Raw genomic sequence first — 16,154 nt, 5'->3', positions numbered from 1 at the left:
GAAGGAGGGGGCAGGGGCCTGGCACGGGACTACACTGAGAACTTGCCTGTCGAACCCCTCTGTCCCGCATTGCCCTTCCTTCGACGGAGGCCAGCTTTCGTGGATGTCCTGGCGCTTCTCCATGCCCACCTGTTCAAGTGGGTGATCGAACCTGTCGCCCACCAGTTCCTGGGTATTTTCGATCTGAACGGTCGCTTCGGTCTGGTGTTTATCGGCATCTCCTACAGCGTCGCCTACGGTGTGTTCCGGTTCAGGAAATACCGTGGGCTGACCGACGCGCACTCTTTCTGGCGGTTCATCGGCGGCAGCCGGGTGTATTTACATCGCTCGGCGCTGCTGGACTATCGCTACTACCTGGTGCGGGGCATCCTTAAAGTCGCGCTGGTGCTGCCCATCGTTGGCCTGGTGGACCCGTACATCCTGCGCTCCGGGGACTACATCGCCTTTTTCACCCAGCTCTGGGGCGCGCGGGTGCAAGTGCAAGAGCACCTCGCGCTTTCCCTGCTCTACGGACTGGGCGTGTTCGTGCTGAAGGACTTCGTCAATTACTGGAGCCATCGCGCCTTTCATACGCGCTGGCTGTGGGCGTTTCACAAGGTCCATCACTCGGCGCCGGTGCTGGTCCCGGCGACGGCCAGCCGGGTGCATTTTGTGGAAAAAATTATCCAAAGATTGACAACTACCGTGTGCCTCGGCGCCTATGCCGGGGTCTTCTGGTACGCCTGTGGCGGACAGATCGGCGCCTATTCCCTGTTCGGCGTGACCTATCTGGTGTTCATCCTCAATGGGCTGGGGGGCAATCTGCGCCACAGCCATGTCTGGTTGTCCTTCGGGCCCATGGTCGAACATGTGCTGAACAGCCCGGCCCAGCATCAGGTCCACCACAGTGACGCGCCCCGGCACCTGAACAAGAACTTCGGGGTCAACCTGTCTGTCTGGGACTGGATGTTCGGCACCCTCTATGTCACCACCTCGAAGCCCGAGCCGATTCGATTCGGCACGGGCGAACAGGATCACGAGCGCTACCTGACAATCTACAGCCTGATCGTCACCCCATTCGTCGAAACCGCGCGCAAGATCCGCCTGACCAAACGCCCGCAGAACGGCGGTGGCGGCTGGACGCGATGGGTGCGCCATGGCATGGTCGCATCCCAGGCCATTCAGCAGACGGGAACAGAGCGATGGAGGCGGGTGATGAGGTCGGCGGCGGGACGTCGATGGCAACGCTGAACGCGTTCAATCAGTGTGTGCTGCACCTGGGGCGCCTTGCCCGGGATCGCGGGGCCTCCCAATTCATTGCCGATGGCTTGCAGGCATTTGCCCGGTTGGTGCCCTTCGCGTCGGCGTGGTGGGGCGAGATGTCGACATCCGATGTCAGTGCGCCCCCGCAAAGCTGGATGCACGGGCGAATCAATCTGCCCGAATCGTTTGCCATCGAATGGCACAAGGTGGCGGTCAATGACAGGTTTTCCCAGACCACGCTGAGCCAACCTGGGGAGGTCGTGCGCGACAGCGGGTTCACCGACCCCTGCGAGGCCGTGAACGATTTCGCCCGGCGCCATGACCTCTACCATTTGATGTGCATCACCTTCGAGTTGCCCGAGAGCGGCTTGATGTTTTTCGTCTGCCTCTACCGTGGCCTTCAGGCACCGGCGTTCAACGACAGCGAAGCCGGCTTGTTCTCGGCCTTCTGCGATCACTTGCTGCAGCTGTGGCGATTTCAGGTCCAGGACATGATCCGGTTCGACAGCGGCAACGGTGCAACCGACTTCGGCGTTGCGCGCATGGATGGCAGCCTGCTCTACGTGGGGGCCAGGCTGTGCGCCGCCATTGAGCATGAGTTGCCCGGCTGGAGCGGCTCGATGCTGCCGCCGCAGGTGATCGCGCAACTGCCCAAGGCACCCTGCGTGATGCGCCTGGGCCGTTGCGCGCTGACGCTGAGTCCCAATGCCGAGCATGTGATTCTGTCGCTGGAGACGCTGTCGCGCGGGGCGGTGCTTGCACCCCGGGAACGGACCGCCGCCATGCTGTTCGCCGCCGGTCATTCCTACAAGGAAATTGCCAAGATCCTGGCATTGAGTCCTGCCACCGTGCGCACTTATCTGCGCAACTGCTACCTGCAGCTCGGCGTCAAAAGCAAGGTGGAACTCGGTTCTGCCTTGCGCTCGCCCAGCTCGCCCGCACAGACCCCGCGTCGGGCCTAGCCCCGGCGCCGTCGATTTGCATCTGAAAACCGCCTGACCCCTCCTCATTTGTGGAGGTCCGGATTTGTGCTGCCCTCTATAAGGTGTGCCTTGCATCAGGGGTTGCACGGCAGTGTGTTCGGGCCACTTCAAAACTATAAGAACAGAGGTGAGGCAGTTGAAATTTTCCAGGTTATTTATCGCCGTTGCCGCGACCACGGCCGTTTCCGGCCTGGCGCTGGTGGGGTGTCAGACCCAGGGTTCGACCGGCGCCGACATGGTGCTGCGCAACGGGTATGTCTACACCGTCGACGGTCACGATTCCGTGCAGCAGGCGATCGCCGTTGCCAACGGCAAGATCGTCTATGTCGGTAGCGATGACGGGGTCAGCCCGTACATCGGCAAGCAGACGCAGCTGATCGATCTGGCGGGGCGCATGTTGATGCCGGGCTTCATCGATGCGCACATGCATCCGGGGGATGGCGGCCGGGCCATGACCTTGTGCGACCTGAAATACCAGACGATGACCCGCAAGGTCTTTCAGGAAACCATTCAGGCGTGCCTGGATGCCGACAAGGACAAGGGCCCCGATGTCTGGCTGGAAGTGGGCAGTTGGGATCGCATGGGCATGACCGGGCTCGATGGCGACCCCGACAAGTCGACGCTGGACGCGCTCAAGACCGATCGTCCGATCCAGGTCCGGTCCACCGATTTCCATACCGTGCTGACCAACTCGCGCGGCCTGGAAGTGGCTGGCATTAACAAGCACACGGCCAATCCCGGTGACGGCAAATACGTGCGCGACAGCGCCGGCAACCCGACCGGCATCTGCGAAGACGGTGCTGCCGATGCCATGGCAGCCGTGGTGCCGCCTGCCACCTACGCCGAGAAGCTCAACCAGACCCGCGCCGCGCTGGACGCCATGCGTCAGCAAGGCATCACCACGTTCTTCGATGCCCTGTCCGGGGCGGAGAATGGCAAGGCGTTCACGGCCCTGCAGCGGTCGGGCGAATTGACTGCCCGGGCCTTGCTGGCGATCAAACTCGACCCTGCCGCCGCCGCTGCCGACCCGGTGAAAACCATCGCCGAGGCGAAGGCATTGGCCGACACCTACGACCAGGGGGAAGCCAAGGCCGCGCCCGGCGTGAACATGCGCCACGTCAAGTTGTTCATGGACGGCATCATCAATGCGCCGGCCGACACCGGTGCAATGTTGGCGCCGTACCTGCGCAATGCCGGCACCGGCACGACGCCGAAGTGGACCCCCGGCAAGAACGCCGGTGAGCTTTACTTCCCGTCGCAAGTGCTCAATCCGCTGCTGCTGCAAGCGGTGCAGGCCGGGCTCGATCCGCACCTTCACGCCACCGGAGACCGGGCGGTGCGAGATTCGTTGAATGGCATCGAATACGTGCGCCAGCAATTGCCTGGCAATGGCTTCCGCCCGGCGATCACTCATGCTGAATCGGTAGACCCCGCCGACTATCCACGCTTCAAGGCGCTCGACGTGACCGCCAACATGTCCTTCCAGTGGGCCCAGCAGGCGCCCTCTACGGTCGACGGCACCAACGAGCACCTGGGGCCTGCGCGGTTTGCCCGCATGGAACCCTCCGGCAGCATCGCCCGTGCCGGCGGCCGTGTGGCGTATGGCAGCGACTGGCCGGTCGACCCTCTCGACGAATTCCTGGCGCTGAAGATCGGTGTCACCCGCTCAGGCGATCCGCTGAACCCGCACAGCTACGGCCCCAAGTATGCAGGCCGGCTGAATGCCGACCCGGCCCTGTCGCGAGCCGAAGTGCTGCGCAGCATCACCCTGAACGCTGCCGAGCAGTTGAAACTGGACGCCGTCGCCGGCTCGGTCGAAGTCGGCAAGTTCGCCGACCTGATCGTCCTGGACCAGAACTTTATGCAGGTTCCCGAAGAGTCGTTGGCGCGAAATGAAGTGCTGCTGACGATCGTGGGCGGCAAGGTCGTGTGGGCCAAGGCGCCATTCGTTGGCCTGGCTCCGCAAGTGTTGTCCCAGGCATCAGCCTCCCGTTCAGCCCAATAAAAACAAGAGAGTGTTCCGATGCAACGATTCATTCCCAACCTGTTGGCCGCAGCCCTGGCTTTGTCCTCGGTGCAGGCCATGGCCGCCGCTGACCTGGTGTTGTTCAACGGCAAGGTATTCACCGCCGAACCCGGTCAGGGACTGGTCCAGGCGGTGGCCGTGCAAGATGGCAAGATTCTCAAGACGGGCAGCAATGCCCAGATCAACGCCCTGGCCGATGCCCGCACGCAACGCATCGACCTGGCGGGCAAGGTGCTGATGCCGGGCATGATCGACACCCACAGCCACCCGGTGGTGGCGGCCTTCGACAGCATGAGGGCCAACCTGCTGGATGAAGTCAAACCGTTGCCCGAGCTTGAGCAGTGGATCATCGAGCAGGATCAGGCGGGCGTTGCCCGTGCCGGTGATGTGATCAGCATTGCCGGGGCGAGTTCGGCCTATTGGGACAAAAGCCGTGAGCTTGGCCAGCGTTTCAATCAAGGGCGCTGGGTGGAGCAACCGGTGGTTCTCAGCGGGATCGACGGGCATACCGGATGGGCCAACAACGCCATGCTCAAGCGCCTTAAGATCGACGCGGCATTGGTGAAAGGCCTGTCGGAACAGGATCGCAGCTTTGTCGGTCACGACGCGGACTTCACCCCCAACGGCTATTTTGCCGAGTCGCGCTGGGACCAGGTCCGCAGCCAGATCCCCGCGCCCAGTGCCGAGATCATGTTGAAAGCCGCCCGCGAGGCGGTGAAGGTCAACAATCAATATGGCGTCACCGCCTGGATGGACGCGGCGGCGAATGCCGGCAGCGGCGATTCGCTGTTCGATTTCCAGGCCACCGAGCAGAGCTACGGGGTGCTGCCGCTGTACCGCGAATTGGCCCAAAAGGGTGAGCTCAACGCCCACGTGGCCGCGCTGTTGCTGGCCAACCCGAAAAGCCGACCGGCCGACCTGGAAGTACTGGCCAAGGTGATGAAAAAATTCGAGGGCGTCCCCAACCTGAGCTTTCCCGGCATCAAGGTCTTCGCCGACGGCGTTCTCGAGTTTCCAGGGCAGACGGCAGCGGTCATCGTGCCCTTCAACAACAGCCAGAAAGACGGTCAACTCTTGATCGACCCCGCGCACTTCGGTGAATTGGTGGCGGCGGCGGAGAAGCGCGACTGGATCGTGCACACCCATGCGGTCGGCGACCGCGCGGTCCGCGAGTCACTCGATGGCATTGCCTACGCACGCACACTCAACCCGACCCCGGTGGCCCATAGCATCAGCCACCTGCAACTGGTCAATCCCAAGGAGTTCGCGCGCTTCAAGCAGCTGGGCGTGATCGCCTCCATGCAGCTGCTGTGGGCCACCGGCGAGAGTTACACCGTCGAACTGGTCAAACCCTACATCAGCGCGTTTGCCTACGGTTACCAGTACCCCGCCAGGTCCCTGCACAACGCCGGCGCCGTGATCGCTGGCGGCAGTGACTGGCCGGTGTCCAGCCCCAACCCGTGGAACGCCATCGCCCAGGCCAGCACGCGCAAAGGGCCGCTGGGGGTGCTCAATGCCAAGGAAAGCATCGATCGCCAGAGCATGTTCTACGCCTACACCTTGAATGCCGCCAAAGCCCTGCGCCTGGAGCAGCAGATCGGCTCGCTGGCACCTGGCAAGCAGGCCGACTTGATCATCCTCGACCGCGATGTGTTCAAGGTCAGCGATGACGAACTGTTCGACACCAAAGTCCTGAAGACCTACTTCGCCGGCAAAGAGGTTTACGCCCCCGCGTCCTGACGCATGCCCCAGCCGAAGCACCCGAAAAAAAATGACCGGCCCCTCGAAGCGCGAGGGGCTCGGCCACGCCATGCCCGACATTCCCCGCACCCTCCATAACAATAAGAGATTCGTATGAACGCACGCTCAGTCTTCGCCCTGGCCAGCCTGGTATTGGCCCCGTTGACCACCCACGCACTGACCCTCAATGACGACTTCAGCCTGGACATGAGCCTGGGGGTATTCAGCGACTACCGCACCCGCGGCATTTCGCAAACCCTGGGTGATCCGGCGGCACAGGCCAGCGCCACGCTGGTGCACAGCAGTGGCCTGTACATGGGCGCCTGGACGTCGAATGTCGATTTCGGCGGCGAGTTCAAGACCCGGCAGGAACTCGAGTACTACGCCGGTTACTACTGGCAGGCGACCGAGGCCATCAGTCTCGACCTGGGCTACATCAAGTACGACTATCCCAAGGAAGGCCAATTCAACCTGAGCGAGGTCTACGCCATTCTTGACGTATATGGCGTGAAGCTCGGCGCCAACTACTCGAACGATACGCCGAACGTCTTCGGTGAAGACCAGGACACCCTTTACACCTACCTCAGCTACCAGTTCGCCTTGCCGGCCGAGCTGGGCCTGAACGTGCGCGTGGGGCGCGGCGATGTCAAAGACCCGGCTTACTGGACCACCAACGGCGACAGCCGCGAGGCTTATTACGAGTGGGAAGCCAGGCTGAGCCGTGATTTCGTGGGCGTGACCTGGGGTCTGAGCTACATCGATACCGACCTGTCGAACAGCGAATGCGCGGGTTGGTATGGCTACGACGATCTGTGCACGGCGACGGTGGTCGCCAGTGCCAGCAAGATGTTCTAAGCCTGCAAGCACACCCAATAAAAACAAGCTCCGCAAAGGAAAACAGCGCAATGACCAAGGTCAGCGATAGTCAGCAGCGAAGTCCCCTGATCGAGACCCGTTCGATCGATTTCATTCCCGAGGCCGAGCGTCATGGCAGCCTCTACAGCCAGTTCACCCTGTGGCTTGGCGCCAACCTGCAGATCACGGCGATTGTCACCGGCGCCCTGGCCGTGGTGCTGGGCGGCGATGTGTTCTGGTCGCTCATCGGCTTGCTGATCGGCCAACTGCTCGGCGGCGCGGTGGTTGCGCTGCACGCGGCGCAAGGGCCCAAGCTCGGGCTGCCGCAGATGATTTCCAGTCGCGTACAGTTCGGCGTCTATGGGGCAGCGATCCCGATCGTGCTGGTGTGCCTGATGTACCTCGGTTTCAGCGCCACCGGCGCGGTACTGTCGGGGCAGGCCATCGCCCAATTGATCGATGTCAGCGACAGCGCCGGCATCCTGATCTTCGCCTCGTGCATCGCCTTTCTGACCATGTTCGGCTATCGGGTCATCCACCTGGTCGGCAAGGTGGCCAGCGTGCTGGGCGTTATTGCGTTCGTGTATCTGTTTACCCGGCTGATGACCCTCAACGATATCGGCCTGCTCCTGGAAAACCGCCACTTCAGCTGGAGCACTTTTCTGCTGGCGGTGTCCCTGTCCGCGTCCTGGCAGATCGCTTTCGGGCCCTACGTGGCCGACTATTCGCGCTACCTGCCGAGCAAGACCGCATCCTGGAAAACCTTCACCGCCGTCGGCCTGGGCACGGTGCTCGGCGCCCAGGCCTCGATGGTGCTGGGGGTGTTCGCCGCGGCCCTGGCTGGCGCGAATTTTCGCGGGCATGAAGTCGCGACCATCGTCGGCCTGGGCAGTACCGGCGTGATGGCCTCGCTGCTGTACCTGAGCGTGGTGTTCGGCAAGGTCACGGTGTCTACCCTCAACGCCTATGGCAGCTTCATGTGCGTGGCGACCATCATCAGTGGCTTTCGCAGCCGTCTGGAGATAACCGCCCGCCAGCGCATGCTGTTCGTGCTGGTGATTGTCGCGGCGTCCACCACGCTGGCGCTGCTGGGGCAGCATTCGTTCCTGAACACCTTCAAGTATTTCATCCTGTTCCTGCTGACGTTCTTCACACCCTGGAGCGCGATCAACCTGGTGGATTATTACTTCATCAACAAGGAGCGCTATGACATTGCGGCGTTGTCCGATCCGCAAGGTCGCTATGGGCGCTGGAACCTGTTGGGCATCAGCGTGTATGCGATCGGTGTGTTGGTCCAGTTGCCTTTTGTCGACACCAAATTCTACTCGGGACCGATGGTGGCGCAGCTCGGCGGTGTGGATATTTCCTGGATCGTGGGATTGGTGGTGCCGGGGGTTCTGTATTACGGGCTGGCCAAGGCATCGGTGCCGGCGGTAGCCCCTGAGCGCAGTTAAAGGATTTCGACCGTACAAGATTCCCTGTGGGAGCGAGCTTGCTCGCGATGGACGTCAACGATAACGCGTTCCCCCTGAATGAACGCATCGCCCTTCAGACCATCGTCGGAACGCCGCCCGGAGCAAGCTTGCTCTACGAGCTCCCGCACGCTGCGATCTTTTGATCTACATTTCCCTTTCCCGCTGATCAATCAATCCGTTCGGAGACGATCAACATGCCACTCCAGGCCCTGCGCGCCGACCCCTCCAACCTCGACAAAATCGCCAGCCTCTTCGACGCCTATCGCGGCTTCTACGGCCAGCCATCCAACCTCACCCAGTCGAGCAACTTCATCGCCGAGCGCATCGCCCGGGACGAATCGGCGATTTTCTTCGTCGAGGACGACACGGGTGAGGCGCTGGGGTTCGTCCAGTTGTACCCGACATTCTCCTCCATCGACGCGCACCGCACCTGGCTGCTCAGCGACCTGTTCACCACCCCGGCGGCCCGTGGTCGTGGCGTCGGGACCTTGCTGATGAACACCGCCCGAACCTTTGCGCTGCTCACCGGCGCCAAAGGCCTGGTGCTGGAGACGGCCACGGACAATCTCGGGGCGCAACGCCTGTATGAGTCGCTGGGGTATGTGCGCGATACGGGTTACTACACCTATTGCCTGGATTTGAAACAGGGCTGAATCAAGCGTCTCTGTCGAGCACTGCAGTGCTGTCGCGCAGGGTCAATTCGAACGGCAGCACCACATGCCGGTCTGCAATCGGCTTCTTCTCTATGAGAGCGATCAGCATCTCGACCGCCTTCTGCCCAAAGACTTCGGCCGGTTGCGCGATGGTCGTCAACGGCGGGTCGCAATAGGCTGCGAAGGGAATGTCATCGAACCCCACCAGAGAAATATCCTCAGGCACCCGCAGCCCCTGTTGTTTGATGCGCTTCAACGCGCCGATCGCCATTTCATCGTTTTCGCAAAACAGGGCAGTAGGGCGCTCGGCCAGTTGCAGCAACGCGCCCGCCCCCTCGAAACCGGCGGTCAAGGTGAAGTCGCCGTGGCACACCAGTGCCGGATCGCAGGCAATCCCGGCGTCGCTCAGCGCATCGTGATAACCGGACACCCGGTCGCGGGTCAGCGGGCTGCTTTTCGGTCCTTTGACCAGTCCGATGCGGCGGTGGCCCAGCCCGATCAGGTGCTCGGTCATGGCCTTGGCGGCTGCGCGGTTATCCAGGCTGATGGTGGGGTGACGCCCGCCCTGAATCACTTCGCAGGCATTGACCAAGGGCGGTGAATCGCCGTTGGGCGAGGGCGATTCGAAAGGGTCGTAGGCGCGCAACTGGATCACGCCGTCGGCCTGATGGGCGTGCACCAGCGCGGCGAATTCCCGTTCGACTTCCTCGCGGCCCTGGGTGTCGCACAGCAGCAGGCGGTACCCGGCCGCCTGGGCCGCCTGCTGGGCGCCGCTGATAACCCGGGCGAAAAACGTGTTGGCGATGGCCGGGACCAGAATCACCAGGTTGCCGGTCCTGCGCGAACGAAATTGCACAGCCATCAGGTTCGGCCGGTAGCCGGCCTGTTCCACCGCCGCATTGACCTTGTCCCGGGTTTCGGGGAGCACGCGTTCGGGCGACTTCAGCGTCCTGGACACGGTCGCCACCGAGACGCCGGCCAGGCGGGCAACTTCACGGATATTGGACAAGACAACCTCGTTACGAAACGGCAAATGCCAGCGCGGCCGGCGAGCTTACCGCAGGCAGGCTGTGGGTTGAAATGATCTTCATGGCTAATCCGGGTTTGACACCTCAAGCAACTGAGCCTAAATTCCCGGCATGATGTAACCGGTTACATCATAGTCAATCCTGAGTCTGAATCTCCCCCGGACAAGAGAAATTCGCGATGAACGTTGTCACCCCAAAAATACGCATGGGCTTCGTCGGGGGCGGCGAGGGCGCCTTCATCGGCAAGGCCCACCGCCAGGCTGCCGGCCTCGATGGACATTTTGAGCTGGTGTGCGGCGCCTTCAGCCGCGACGCGCGCAACAATCAGGACAGCGGTGCAGCCTTGGGCTTGCCCGCCTCACGCTGCTACAACGACTGGCAGCACATGCTGGCGGCCGAACGCGCGCTGCCCGCGGACCAGCGCATGGAGCTGCTGGTCATCGTCACCCCCAATCACCTGCACGCACCCATCGCCAGCCAGGCGCTGAGCGCGGGTTTTCATGTGTTCAGCGAGAAACCCGCGGCGCTCAACCTGGCCGAGCTGCTGGCGCTCAAGGCCGTGCTGAAAAGCAGCGACCGCCTCTACGGGCTGGCGCACACCTACCTGGGTTATCCGATGGTCTGGCAGGCCCGCAAGATGGTGCGCACCGGCGTGATCGGCGCCGTGCGCAAGGTCATGGTCGAGTACCCCCAGGGCTGGTTGAGCCGGGATGTGGCCGGGCAGGGCAACAAGCAGGCCGGCTGGCGCGACCAGCCCGAGCAGTCAGGGCTTGGCGGCTGCATCGGCGATATCGGCACCCATGCCTTTTCCCTGGCCGAGTTCGTCGCCGATCAGCCTATCGAGCAGATCTGCGCGACCCTGGGCGTGCACATCGCCGGGCGGCAACTGGACGATGACGCGGCGATGCTGTTCATGATGGCGGCCGGCGCCACCGGCGTGTTGATCGCCAGCCAGGTCTGCGCCGGTGAGGAGAACCCGCTGAAAATCCGTATCTACGGCGACAAGGGCGGGCTGGAATGGCGCCAGGAAGAACCGTCGAGCCTGATCCATCGTTCCCTCGACCAACCGATGCGCATCCTGCGCTCCGGTGTCGGCCAGCCCTGGTTGTGTGAAGCCGCGACCAGGCGCATGCGGCTGCCCGCCGGGCACCCCGAAGGTTATCTGGAAGCCATGGCCAACCTCTACGGCGACTTCGCCAGCGCGATCCGCAACCAGGTCGAAGGCCACGACGCCCCTGGCGTGCCGGGCATCGACGTCGGGCTGCGCGGCATGGCCTTCATCGAAGCCGCGATCGCCAACCATCGCGGCGACGCGAAGTGGACCGCCCTGGTCTGCCATCCATGAACCCGGAGAACCCACCCGTGAACCCAACCTCCCAAGCACCGACCGGCCTGCGCGGCCCGGGGATTTTCCTCGCGCAATTCATGTCCGCCGAAGCGCCCTTCGATACCCTGGCCAACATTGCCCGCTGGGCGGCGTCCCAAGGCTACAAGGCCATTCAGCTACCCACCCTGGGCACGCAATACATCGACCTGGCCCGTGCCGCGGAAAGTCAAAGCTACTGCGACGAGTTGAAAGCCGTCTGCGCCGAGGCAGGCGTCGAAATCAGTGAGTTGTCGACTCACCTGCAAGGCCAGTTGGTGGCCGTGCATCCGGCGTTCGATGCCTTGTTCGACGACTTCGCCCCCGCGCATCTGCGCGGCCAGCCCCAGGCGCGGACCGAATGGGCCATCGACCAGTTGAAACTGGCGGCCCGCGCCAGCCAGCGCCTGGGATTAAAAGCCCACGCCACCTTCTCCGGCGCGCTGTTGTGGCCCTACATCTACCCATGGCCACAACGTCCGAGCGGTCTGGTCGAGCAGGGGTTTGCCGAACTGGGCCAGCGCTGGCGACCGATTCTCGATTGCTTTGACGAGGCGGGCGTCGACCTCTGCTATGAAATCCACCCCGGCGAAGACCTGCACGACGGCGCCTCGTTCGAGCGCTTCCTGGAGGCCGTCGATCATCACCCGCGCGCCACGATCCTCTACGACCCGAGCCACCTGCTGTTGCAGCAAATGGACTATCTGGGGTTCATCGACCGCTATCACGAGCGCATCCGCATGTTCCACGTCAAGGACGCCGAATTCCGCCCCGATGCCCGTTCCGGCGTCTACGGCGGCTACCAGGGTTGGGTGGATCGCCCGGGCCGGTTCCGTTCGTTGGGGGATGGCCAGATCGATTTCAAATCGATTTTCAGCAAGCTGGCCCAGTACGACTTTGCCGGTTGGGCGGTGCTGGAGTGGGAATGTTGCCTCAAAGACTCGGAGCAGGGCGCCGCAGAAGGGGCGGCGTTCATCCGCGAGCACATGATCAGCAAGACCCGAAAGGCCTTCGACGATTTCGCCAGCGTGACGTCCGACGAGGGTTTCAATCGACGGCTGCTGGGGTTGCCCGACGCCTGAAACTGCCGGTTCTTTCCAGACAATAAAAACAACAAGGTGACAGTTCATGACCACGATGAGTGCGCGATTGAGCGCAATGATGTTCCTGCAGTTTTTTATCTGGGGTGGCTGGTTCGTCACCCTCGGCACTTTCCTCTCCAGCAACCTGGGCGCCAGCGGCGGGCAGATCGGCATGGCGTTTTCCACGCAGTCCTGGGGCGCGATCATCGCGCCTTTCGTCATCGGGCTGATCGCCGACCGCTACTTCAATGCCGAGCGCATCCTCGCGGTGCTGCATCTGATCGGCGCGGTGTTGCTGTTCCAGCTCTATCGCGCCGCCGACTTCAGCACTTTTTACCCGTTCGTGCTGGCCTACATGATGATCTACATGCCGACCCTGGCCCTGGTCAACTCGGTAGCCTTCCGGCAGATGCGCGACCCGGCGCTGGAGTTCTCGCGAATCCGGGTGTGGGGCACAATCGGCTGGATCGTCGCGGGCGTGGTGATCAGCTTCGTGTTTGCCTGGGACTCGCAACAGGCGATCTCGTCCGGCGGCTTGCGCAACACCTTCCTGATGTCCGCCATCGCGTCCCTCGCGCTGGGCCTCTACAGCTTCACCTTGCCCCGTACCGCACCGCTGCCCCGTGAACCGGGCAGCGGCGGCCTCAAGCAAATGCTCGGGCTGGACGCCTTGGGTCTGCTCAAGGATCGCAGCTACCTGGTGTTCTTCATCGCCTCGATCCTGATCTGCATTCCCCTGGCGTTTTATTACCAGAATGCCAACCCGTTCCTGGCGGAAATCGGCGTCACCAATCCCACGGCGAAAATGGCCATCGGGCAGGTGTCCGAAGTGCTGTTCATGCTGCTTCTGCCGCTGTTCATCCAGCGCTTCGGGATCAAGCTTGCGCTGCTGGTGGGGATGCTGGCCTGGGCCTTGCGTTACCTGTTGTTCGCCTACGGCAATAACGGCGACCTGGCGTTCATGCTGTTCACCGGCATCGCCCTGCATGGCATCTGTTATGACTTCTTCTTTGTGTCGGGGCAGATCTACACCGATGCCAAGGCCTCGGAGCGCTTCAGAAGCTCGGCGCAAGGGCTGATCACCCTGGCGACCTATGGCGTGGGCATGCTCATTGGATTCTGGGTGGCGGGGCAGGTGACCGATCACTATGCGTCGGCGGACAGCCACGAGTGGAAGAGTATCTGGCTGTTCCCGGCGGGGTTTGCGCTGGCGATCTTTTTCTGTTTTTCGTTGGCGTTCAATGGGCGTCAGACCCAAGCCGTGCAATCGAACGGCTGAAGACAGAACGGGCGCGCGAAAGGCGCCCGTTTCCATGCCGCTGCCTGCTACGCCTGTTTGCCAAACACCGGCCGGAAAAAAGACCGCTCATAGCTGAGGATGCATTTTGTGTCCTCCGCATACTTGAACGCCGCCATGCAATCCGGATCGTTCATGGAGTCTTGCCGGTACTGCTCATACGCCGAAAGGCTTGGAAAGCTGAACATCGCCAGGGCAATGTTATTGGCGCCCTCGGAGGGCAGGAAGTAGCCGTGGTGCTGGCCTCCGAATTTTTCAACGAGGGGAATCCATAGCGTCGCGTAGTGTTCGAATGCTTTGATCTGATAGGGATCCAGGACGTATCTGAGATAACAGGTGACCACTTTTTTTCTCCCTCTTGGTTGGGTGATGCTGATTTCGGTCCGATGCGACAGCCTTGCTGTCCTATCTGAATGAGCCGCGTAGCAGATCGATGACTTGATCGGTTGAAGGCCCTTGAATGGGCGGTGGCTCAGGGCTTTCCCCGAATTCGCGCCAGATGAACAGCGTCAGTTCCGCTCCGTCAGTCAGCGACGTTGCGTTGTCGTTGGTCGCGAAGGTCTCCAGCAGCCTGTATCTCTTATCTTTCCAGAACAGATCTTCGACCCAGTGATACACCGGGATGAAGTGGAAATGGATAGGGTAGCCGGGGTCATGGCCGAATCGACTGATGTAGAGCCACTTGGGTTTCAACTGCGATTCGATGGTTGTCTGAACCTTGGCGAGCAAGCCACCCAGTTCTGCCAGCGCACCGTCGGGTAGTTCAGCCAGCGAGTTGACGTGAGTCCTTGAGCCGAGCATCAGATAGCCGGGAAGCGCGGACGACATGTGGTGATTGAGAATCCAGTGGGCGGTTTCATGAAGGATGAACCGGGGGGCTACTTCCATGTGTGGGTGTCCATCGTGGATCGGCTGCACAGAATATCAAGGCATCACAAACCTGTCCGGGTCTGGCCGATTTCTGCTCTGTGGGATCAGAGCCAGGTAATCGCCAATCCCACAGAGGGGTGAGGCTGTAGTTATACGCTTAGGTGTGGGCAGAAGATTACATCGCGATGCGACGATGCCTACGACAACTCAAGAATCCACCGGCTTGTGCGCTTTGTTCCTGGCTCCTATCGTCTGCAGGTCGCTGAAAAACAGCGGTTGGGTTTAGCAGCTCCGTAATATCAAGGCACGCCGGTTCTCTTTTTGCCAGTCCACGCATCCGGTGCGAGACAGCTCTGTGTTATGGCGTCTGCGCGTGGGGCACTTCGGTGCATCAGGTTCCTTGTCCCTGGTCTGCTAACCCACGTAAAGACGCCACCCTTTTACATTAAGCAGCGACAGCTGGCGGCTTTATGGGGCAGGGGGCTTCATCAAAACAACACCTGGCCTTCATGAATTAGCGTCACCGTTTCCATTTAGTTGGCGCTACGTCTGTCTGCCGCAGTGCGTTATGGCGGCTGTGCGCGGGAGATCTTAGGGTCTACCGGGTTCCTTGATTCCCGTTCTGCGAACTTGCGTACAGCTGCCACCTTTCGTTTCGCAGCGACCCATGGCAGCACCATCAATCTAGGAGCTTCGACCCCCAGCCCTCCTAAATCAGTGATCGCAAGCGAATTCGTCAGCGTGCTGGCGACTCACAACACACCCCGCGGAACCCTGGAAATCGCCACCCCACGACCGAACGTGGCACGATTAGAAACAGCAAGTCCTCTCCACAGAGGAGCGTGGCTGTAGGAACTTTCTGAGTTGTAGGCAGGAGGCTACGTCGTCTTGCGTAGATGCCTACGCCTAAGACAGAATCTGCCGGCTTGTGCGCCTTGGGGCTGGCTTCTATCGTCTGCGGGTCGCTGAAAATCAGCGATCGGGTTTAGCAGCTCGGTTCCACTCTAGGCTCACAGCGTCCATTTCATACTCAGGTTTTTTACCTGCAGGTTCCTGTTATGGCGGCTTTGCGTGGGGCACTTCGGTGCGCCGGGTTCTAGAGTCCTGGTCTGCTAACCCGCGTACGGCCGCCACCTCTATTCGTTTAGCAGCGACTGTGGCGGCTCCATCACTCTAGGAGTTTCACCATGATCAGATCGACACCCAGTCCTCCGGAATCAGAAACCCCAACGCAATCTACGTCCCAAACTGGTGACCATCACCATAATCCCCAGCCCCTCAAAATCGCCATCCCACCGCACAAACCCAGCCCGATGTTCGTCGTCGCCCCCGACATCGGCACCGAAACCCTATTGGCCCACGCCTGTGAGTCCCTGGCCTCCGCGAGTGTCATGGCGAGTGATTTCGCGGGATTTCTGGAAGGGTCGCAGCGCAATACGATGCTGGGTATTCAGCAGGTCATCATGCTGGCCGAACTGACGGTGAATCGAGCCCTGGATAACGTTGATCCGCAGGATTGACCTATCTGATCATTCCCATG

General features: G+C 61.6%; 14 protein-coding genes. 11 read left to right on the top strand and 3 right to left on the bottom strand.

The window, feature by feature from the left end; all coding sequences use genetic code 11:
- The first annotated feature begins 99 nt into the window (after window positions 1-99).
- From PMA3_RS19470 to PMA3_RS19440, 7 genes are all read left to right on the top strand, one after another.
- Window positions 100-1,230: a sterol desaturase family protein gene (locus PMA3_RS19470; RefSeq protein ID WP_082930380.1), complete on the top strand. Its 1,131-nt coding sequence runs from the start codon at window positions 100-102 to the stop codon at window positions 1,228-1,230.
- Window positions 1,182-2,204, top strand: a complete 1,023-nt coding sequence (locus PMA3_RS19465; protein ID WP_064678709.1) for a helix-turn-helix transcriptional regulator — start codon at window positions 1,182-1,184, stop codon at window positions 2,202-2,204. Before PMA3_RS19470 ends, PMA3_RS19465 begins: the two co-directional genes overlap by 49 nt.
- A gap of 157 nt (window positions 2,205-2,361) precedes the next feature.
- Complete coding sequence (locus PMA3_RS19460) at window positions 2,362-4,230, top strand: amidohydrolase (protein ID WP_064678708.1); 1,869 nt, start codon at window positions 2,362-2,364, stop codon at window positions 4,228-4,230.
- An 18-nt stretch (window positions 4,231-4,248) separates the two neighbouring features.
- Window positions 4,249-5,991, top strand: a complete 1,743-nt coding sequence (locus tag PMA3_RS19455; protein WP_064678707.1) for an amidohydrolase — start codon at window positions 4,249-4,251, stop codon at window positions 5,989-5,991.
- Window positions 5,992-6,105: 114 nt separating this feature from the next.
- Window positions 6,106-6,846, top strand: coding sequence for a TorF family putative porin (locus PMA3_RS19450; RefSeq protein WP_064678706.1), 741 nt, complete (start codon window positions 6,106-6,108; stop codon window positions 6,844-6,846).
- Window positions 6,847-6,896: 50 nt separating this feature from the next.
- The gene (locus tag PMA3_RS19445) at window positions 6,897-8,300 is read left to right on the top strand and encodes a purine-cytosine permease family protein (protein WP_064678705.1); all 1,404 of its coding nucleotides are present in this window, start codon (window positions 6,897-6,899) and stop codon (window positions 8,298-8,300) included.
- Between the two features lie 215 nt (window positions 8,301-8,515).
- Window positions 8,516-8,974, top strand: coding sequence for a GNAT family N-acetyltransferase (locus tag PMA3_RS19440; protein ID WP_064678704.1), 459 nt, complete (start codon window positions 8,516-8,518; stop codon window positions 8,972-8,974).
- A gap of 1 nt (window position 8,975) precedes the next feature.
- Here the strand turns inward: PMA3_RS19440 and PMA3_RS19435 are convergent, their stop codons facing one another.
- Entirely contained in the window at window positions 8,976-9,983 is a 1,008-nt protein-coding gene (locus tag PMA3_RS19435; protein WP_064678703.1) for a LacI family DNA-binding transcriptional regulator, read from the bottom strand.
- A 197-nt stretch (window positions 9,984-10,180) separates the two neighbouring features.
- On the opposite strand from PMA3_RS19435, the gene PMA3_RS19430 reads away from it, so the two are divergent.
- From PMA3_RS19430 to PMA3_RS19420, 3 genes are read left to right on the top strand one after another with little or no spacing between them, the layout of a single operon-like run.
- On the top strand, window positions 10,181-11,347 hold the full coding sequence (locus PMA3_RS19430) for a Gfo/Idh/MocA family protein (protein WP_064678702.1): 1,167 nt from the start codon (window positions 10,181-10,183) through the stop codon (window positions 11,345-11,347).
- On the top strand, window positions 11,344-12,447 hold the full coding sequence (locus PMA3_RS19425; RefSeq protein WP_064678701.1) for a sugar phosphate isomerase/epimerase family protein: 1,104 nt from the start codon (window positions 11,344-11,346) through the stop codon (window positions 12,445-12,447). Before PMA3_RS19430 ends, PMA3_RS19425 begins: the two co-directional genes overlap by 4 nt.
- Before the next feature lie 46 nt (window positions 12,448-12,493).
- Window positions 12,494-13,726 carry a nucleoside permease gene (locus PMA3_RS19420; RefSeq protein WP_064678700.1) on the top strand — a complete coding sequence of 411 codons (1,233 nt, stop codon included), beginning with the start codon at window positions 12,494-12,496 and terminating at the stop codon, window positions 13,724-13,726.
- A gap of 47 nt (window positions 13,727-13,773) precedes the next feature.
- Here the strand turns inward: PMA3_RS19420 and PMA3_RS19415 are convergent, their stop codons facing one another.
- Together PMA3_RS19415 and PMA3_RS19410 are read right to left on the bottom strand one after the other, a co-directional pair.
- The gene (locus PMA3_RS19415) at window positions 13,774-14,088 is read right to left on the bottom strand and encodes an NIPSNAP family protein (RefSeq protein WP_064678699.1); all 315 of its coding nucleotides are present in this window, start codon (window positions 14,086-14,088) and stop codon (window positions 13,774-13,776) included.
- Window positions 14,089-14,149: 61 nt separating this feature from the next.
- Window positions 14,150-14,632, bottom strand: a complete 483-nt coding sequence (locus PMA3_RS19410; RefSeq protein WP_064678698.1) for a hypothetical protein — start codon at window positions 14,630-14,632, stop codon at window positions 14,150-14,152.
- Window positions 14,633-15,801: 1,169 nt separating this feature from the next.
- Here PMA3_RS19410 and PMA3_RS19405 point away from each other — a divergent pair.
- Window positions 15,802-16,134: a DUF6124 family protein gene (locus tag PMA3_RS19405; protein ID WP_064678697.1), complete on the top strand. Its 333-nt coding sequence runs from the start codon at window positions 15,802-15,804 to the stop codon at window positions 16,132-16,134.
- The last annotated feature ends 20 nt before the right edge of the window (window positions 16,135-16,154 follow it).

Source organism: Pseudomonas silesiensis (assembly GCF_001661075.1).
Classification (GTDB): Bacteria; Pseudomonadota; Gammaproteobacteria; order Pseudomonadales; family Pseudomonadaceae; genus Aquipseudomonas; species Aquipseudomonas silesiensis.
This window is presented reverse-complemented; position numbering and strand designations above follow the sequence as displayed.

Excerpts from the sequence above, each read along its gene's own strand:
- PMA3_RS19465 (WP_064678709.1), top strand. The coding sequence starts at position 1,182 with ATGGAGGCGGGTGATGAGGTCGGCGGCGGGACGTCGATGGCAACGCTG.
- PMA3_RS19455 (WP_064678707.1), top strand. The coding sequence starts at position 4,249 with ATGCAACGATTCATTCCCAACCTGTTGGCCGCAGCCCTGGCTTTGTCC.
- PMA3_RS19450 (WP_064678706.1), top strand. The coding sequence starts at position 6,106 with ATGAACGCACGCTCAGTCTTCGCCCTGGCCAGCCTGGTATTGGCCCCG.
- PMA3_RS19445 (WP_064678705.1), top strand. The coding sequence starts at position 6,897 with ATGACCAAGGTCAGCGATAGTCAGCAGCGAAGTCCCCTGATCGAGACC.
- PMA3_RS19440 (WP_064678704.1), top strand. The coding sequence starts at position 8,516 with ATGCCACTCCAGGCCCTGCGCGCCGACCCCTCCAACCTCGACAAAATC.
- PMA3_RS19430 (WP_064678702.1), top strand. The coding sequence starts at position 10,181 with ATGAACGTTGTCACCCCAAAAATACGCATGGGCTTCGTCGGGGGCGGC.
- PMA3_RS19425 (WP_064678701.1), top strand. The coding sequence starts at position 11,344 with ATGAACCCGGAGAACCCACCCGTGAACCCAACCTCCCAAGCACCGACC.
- PMA3_RS19420 (WP_064678700.1), top strand. The coding sequence starts at position 12,494 with ATGACCACGATGAGTGCGCGATTGAGCGCAATGATGTTCCTGCAGTTT.
- PMA3_RS19410 (WP_064678698.1), bottom strand. The coding sequence starts at position 14,632 with ATGGAAGTAGCCCCCCGGTTCATCCTTCATGAAACCGCCCACTGGATT.
- PMA3_RS19405 (WP_064678697.1), top strand. The coding sequence starts at position 15,802 with ATGATCAGATCGACACCCAGTCCTCCGGAATCAGAAACCCCAACGCAA.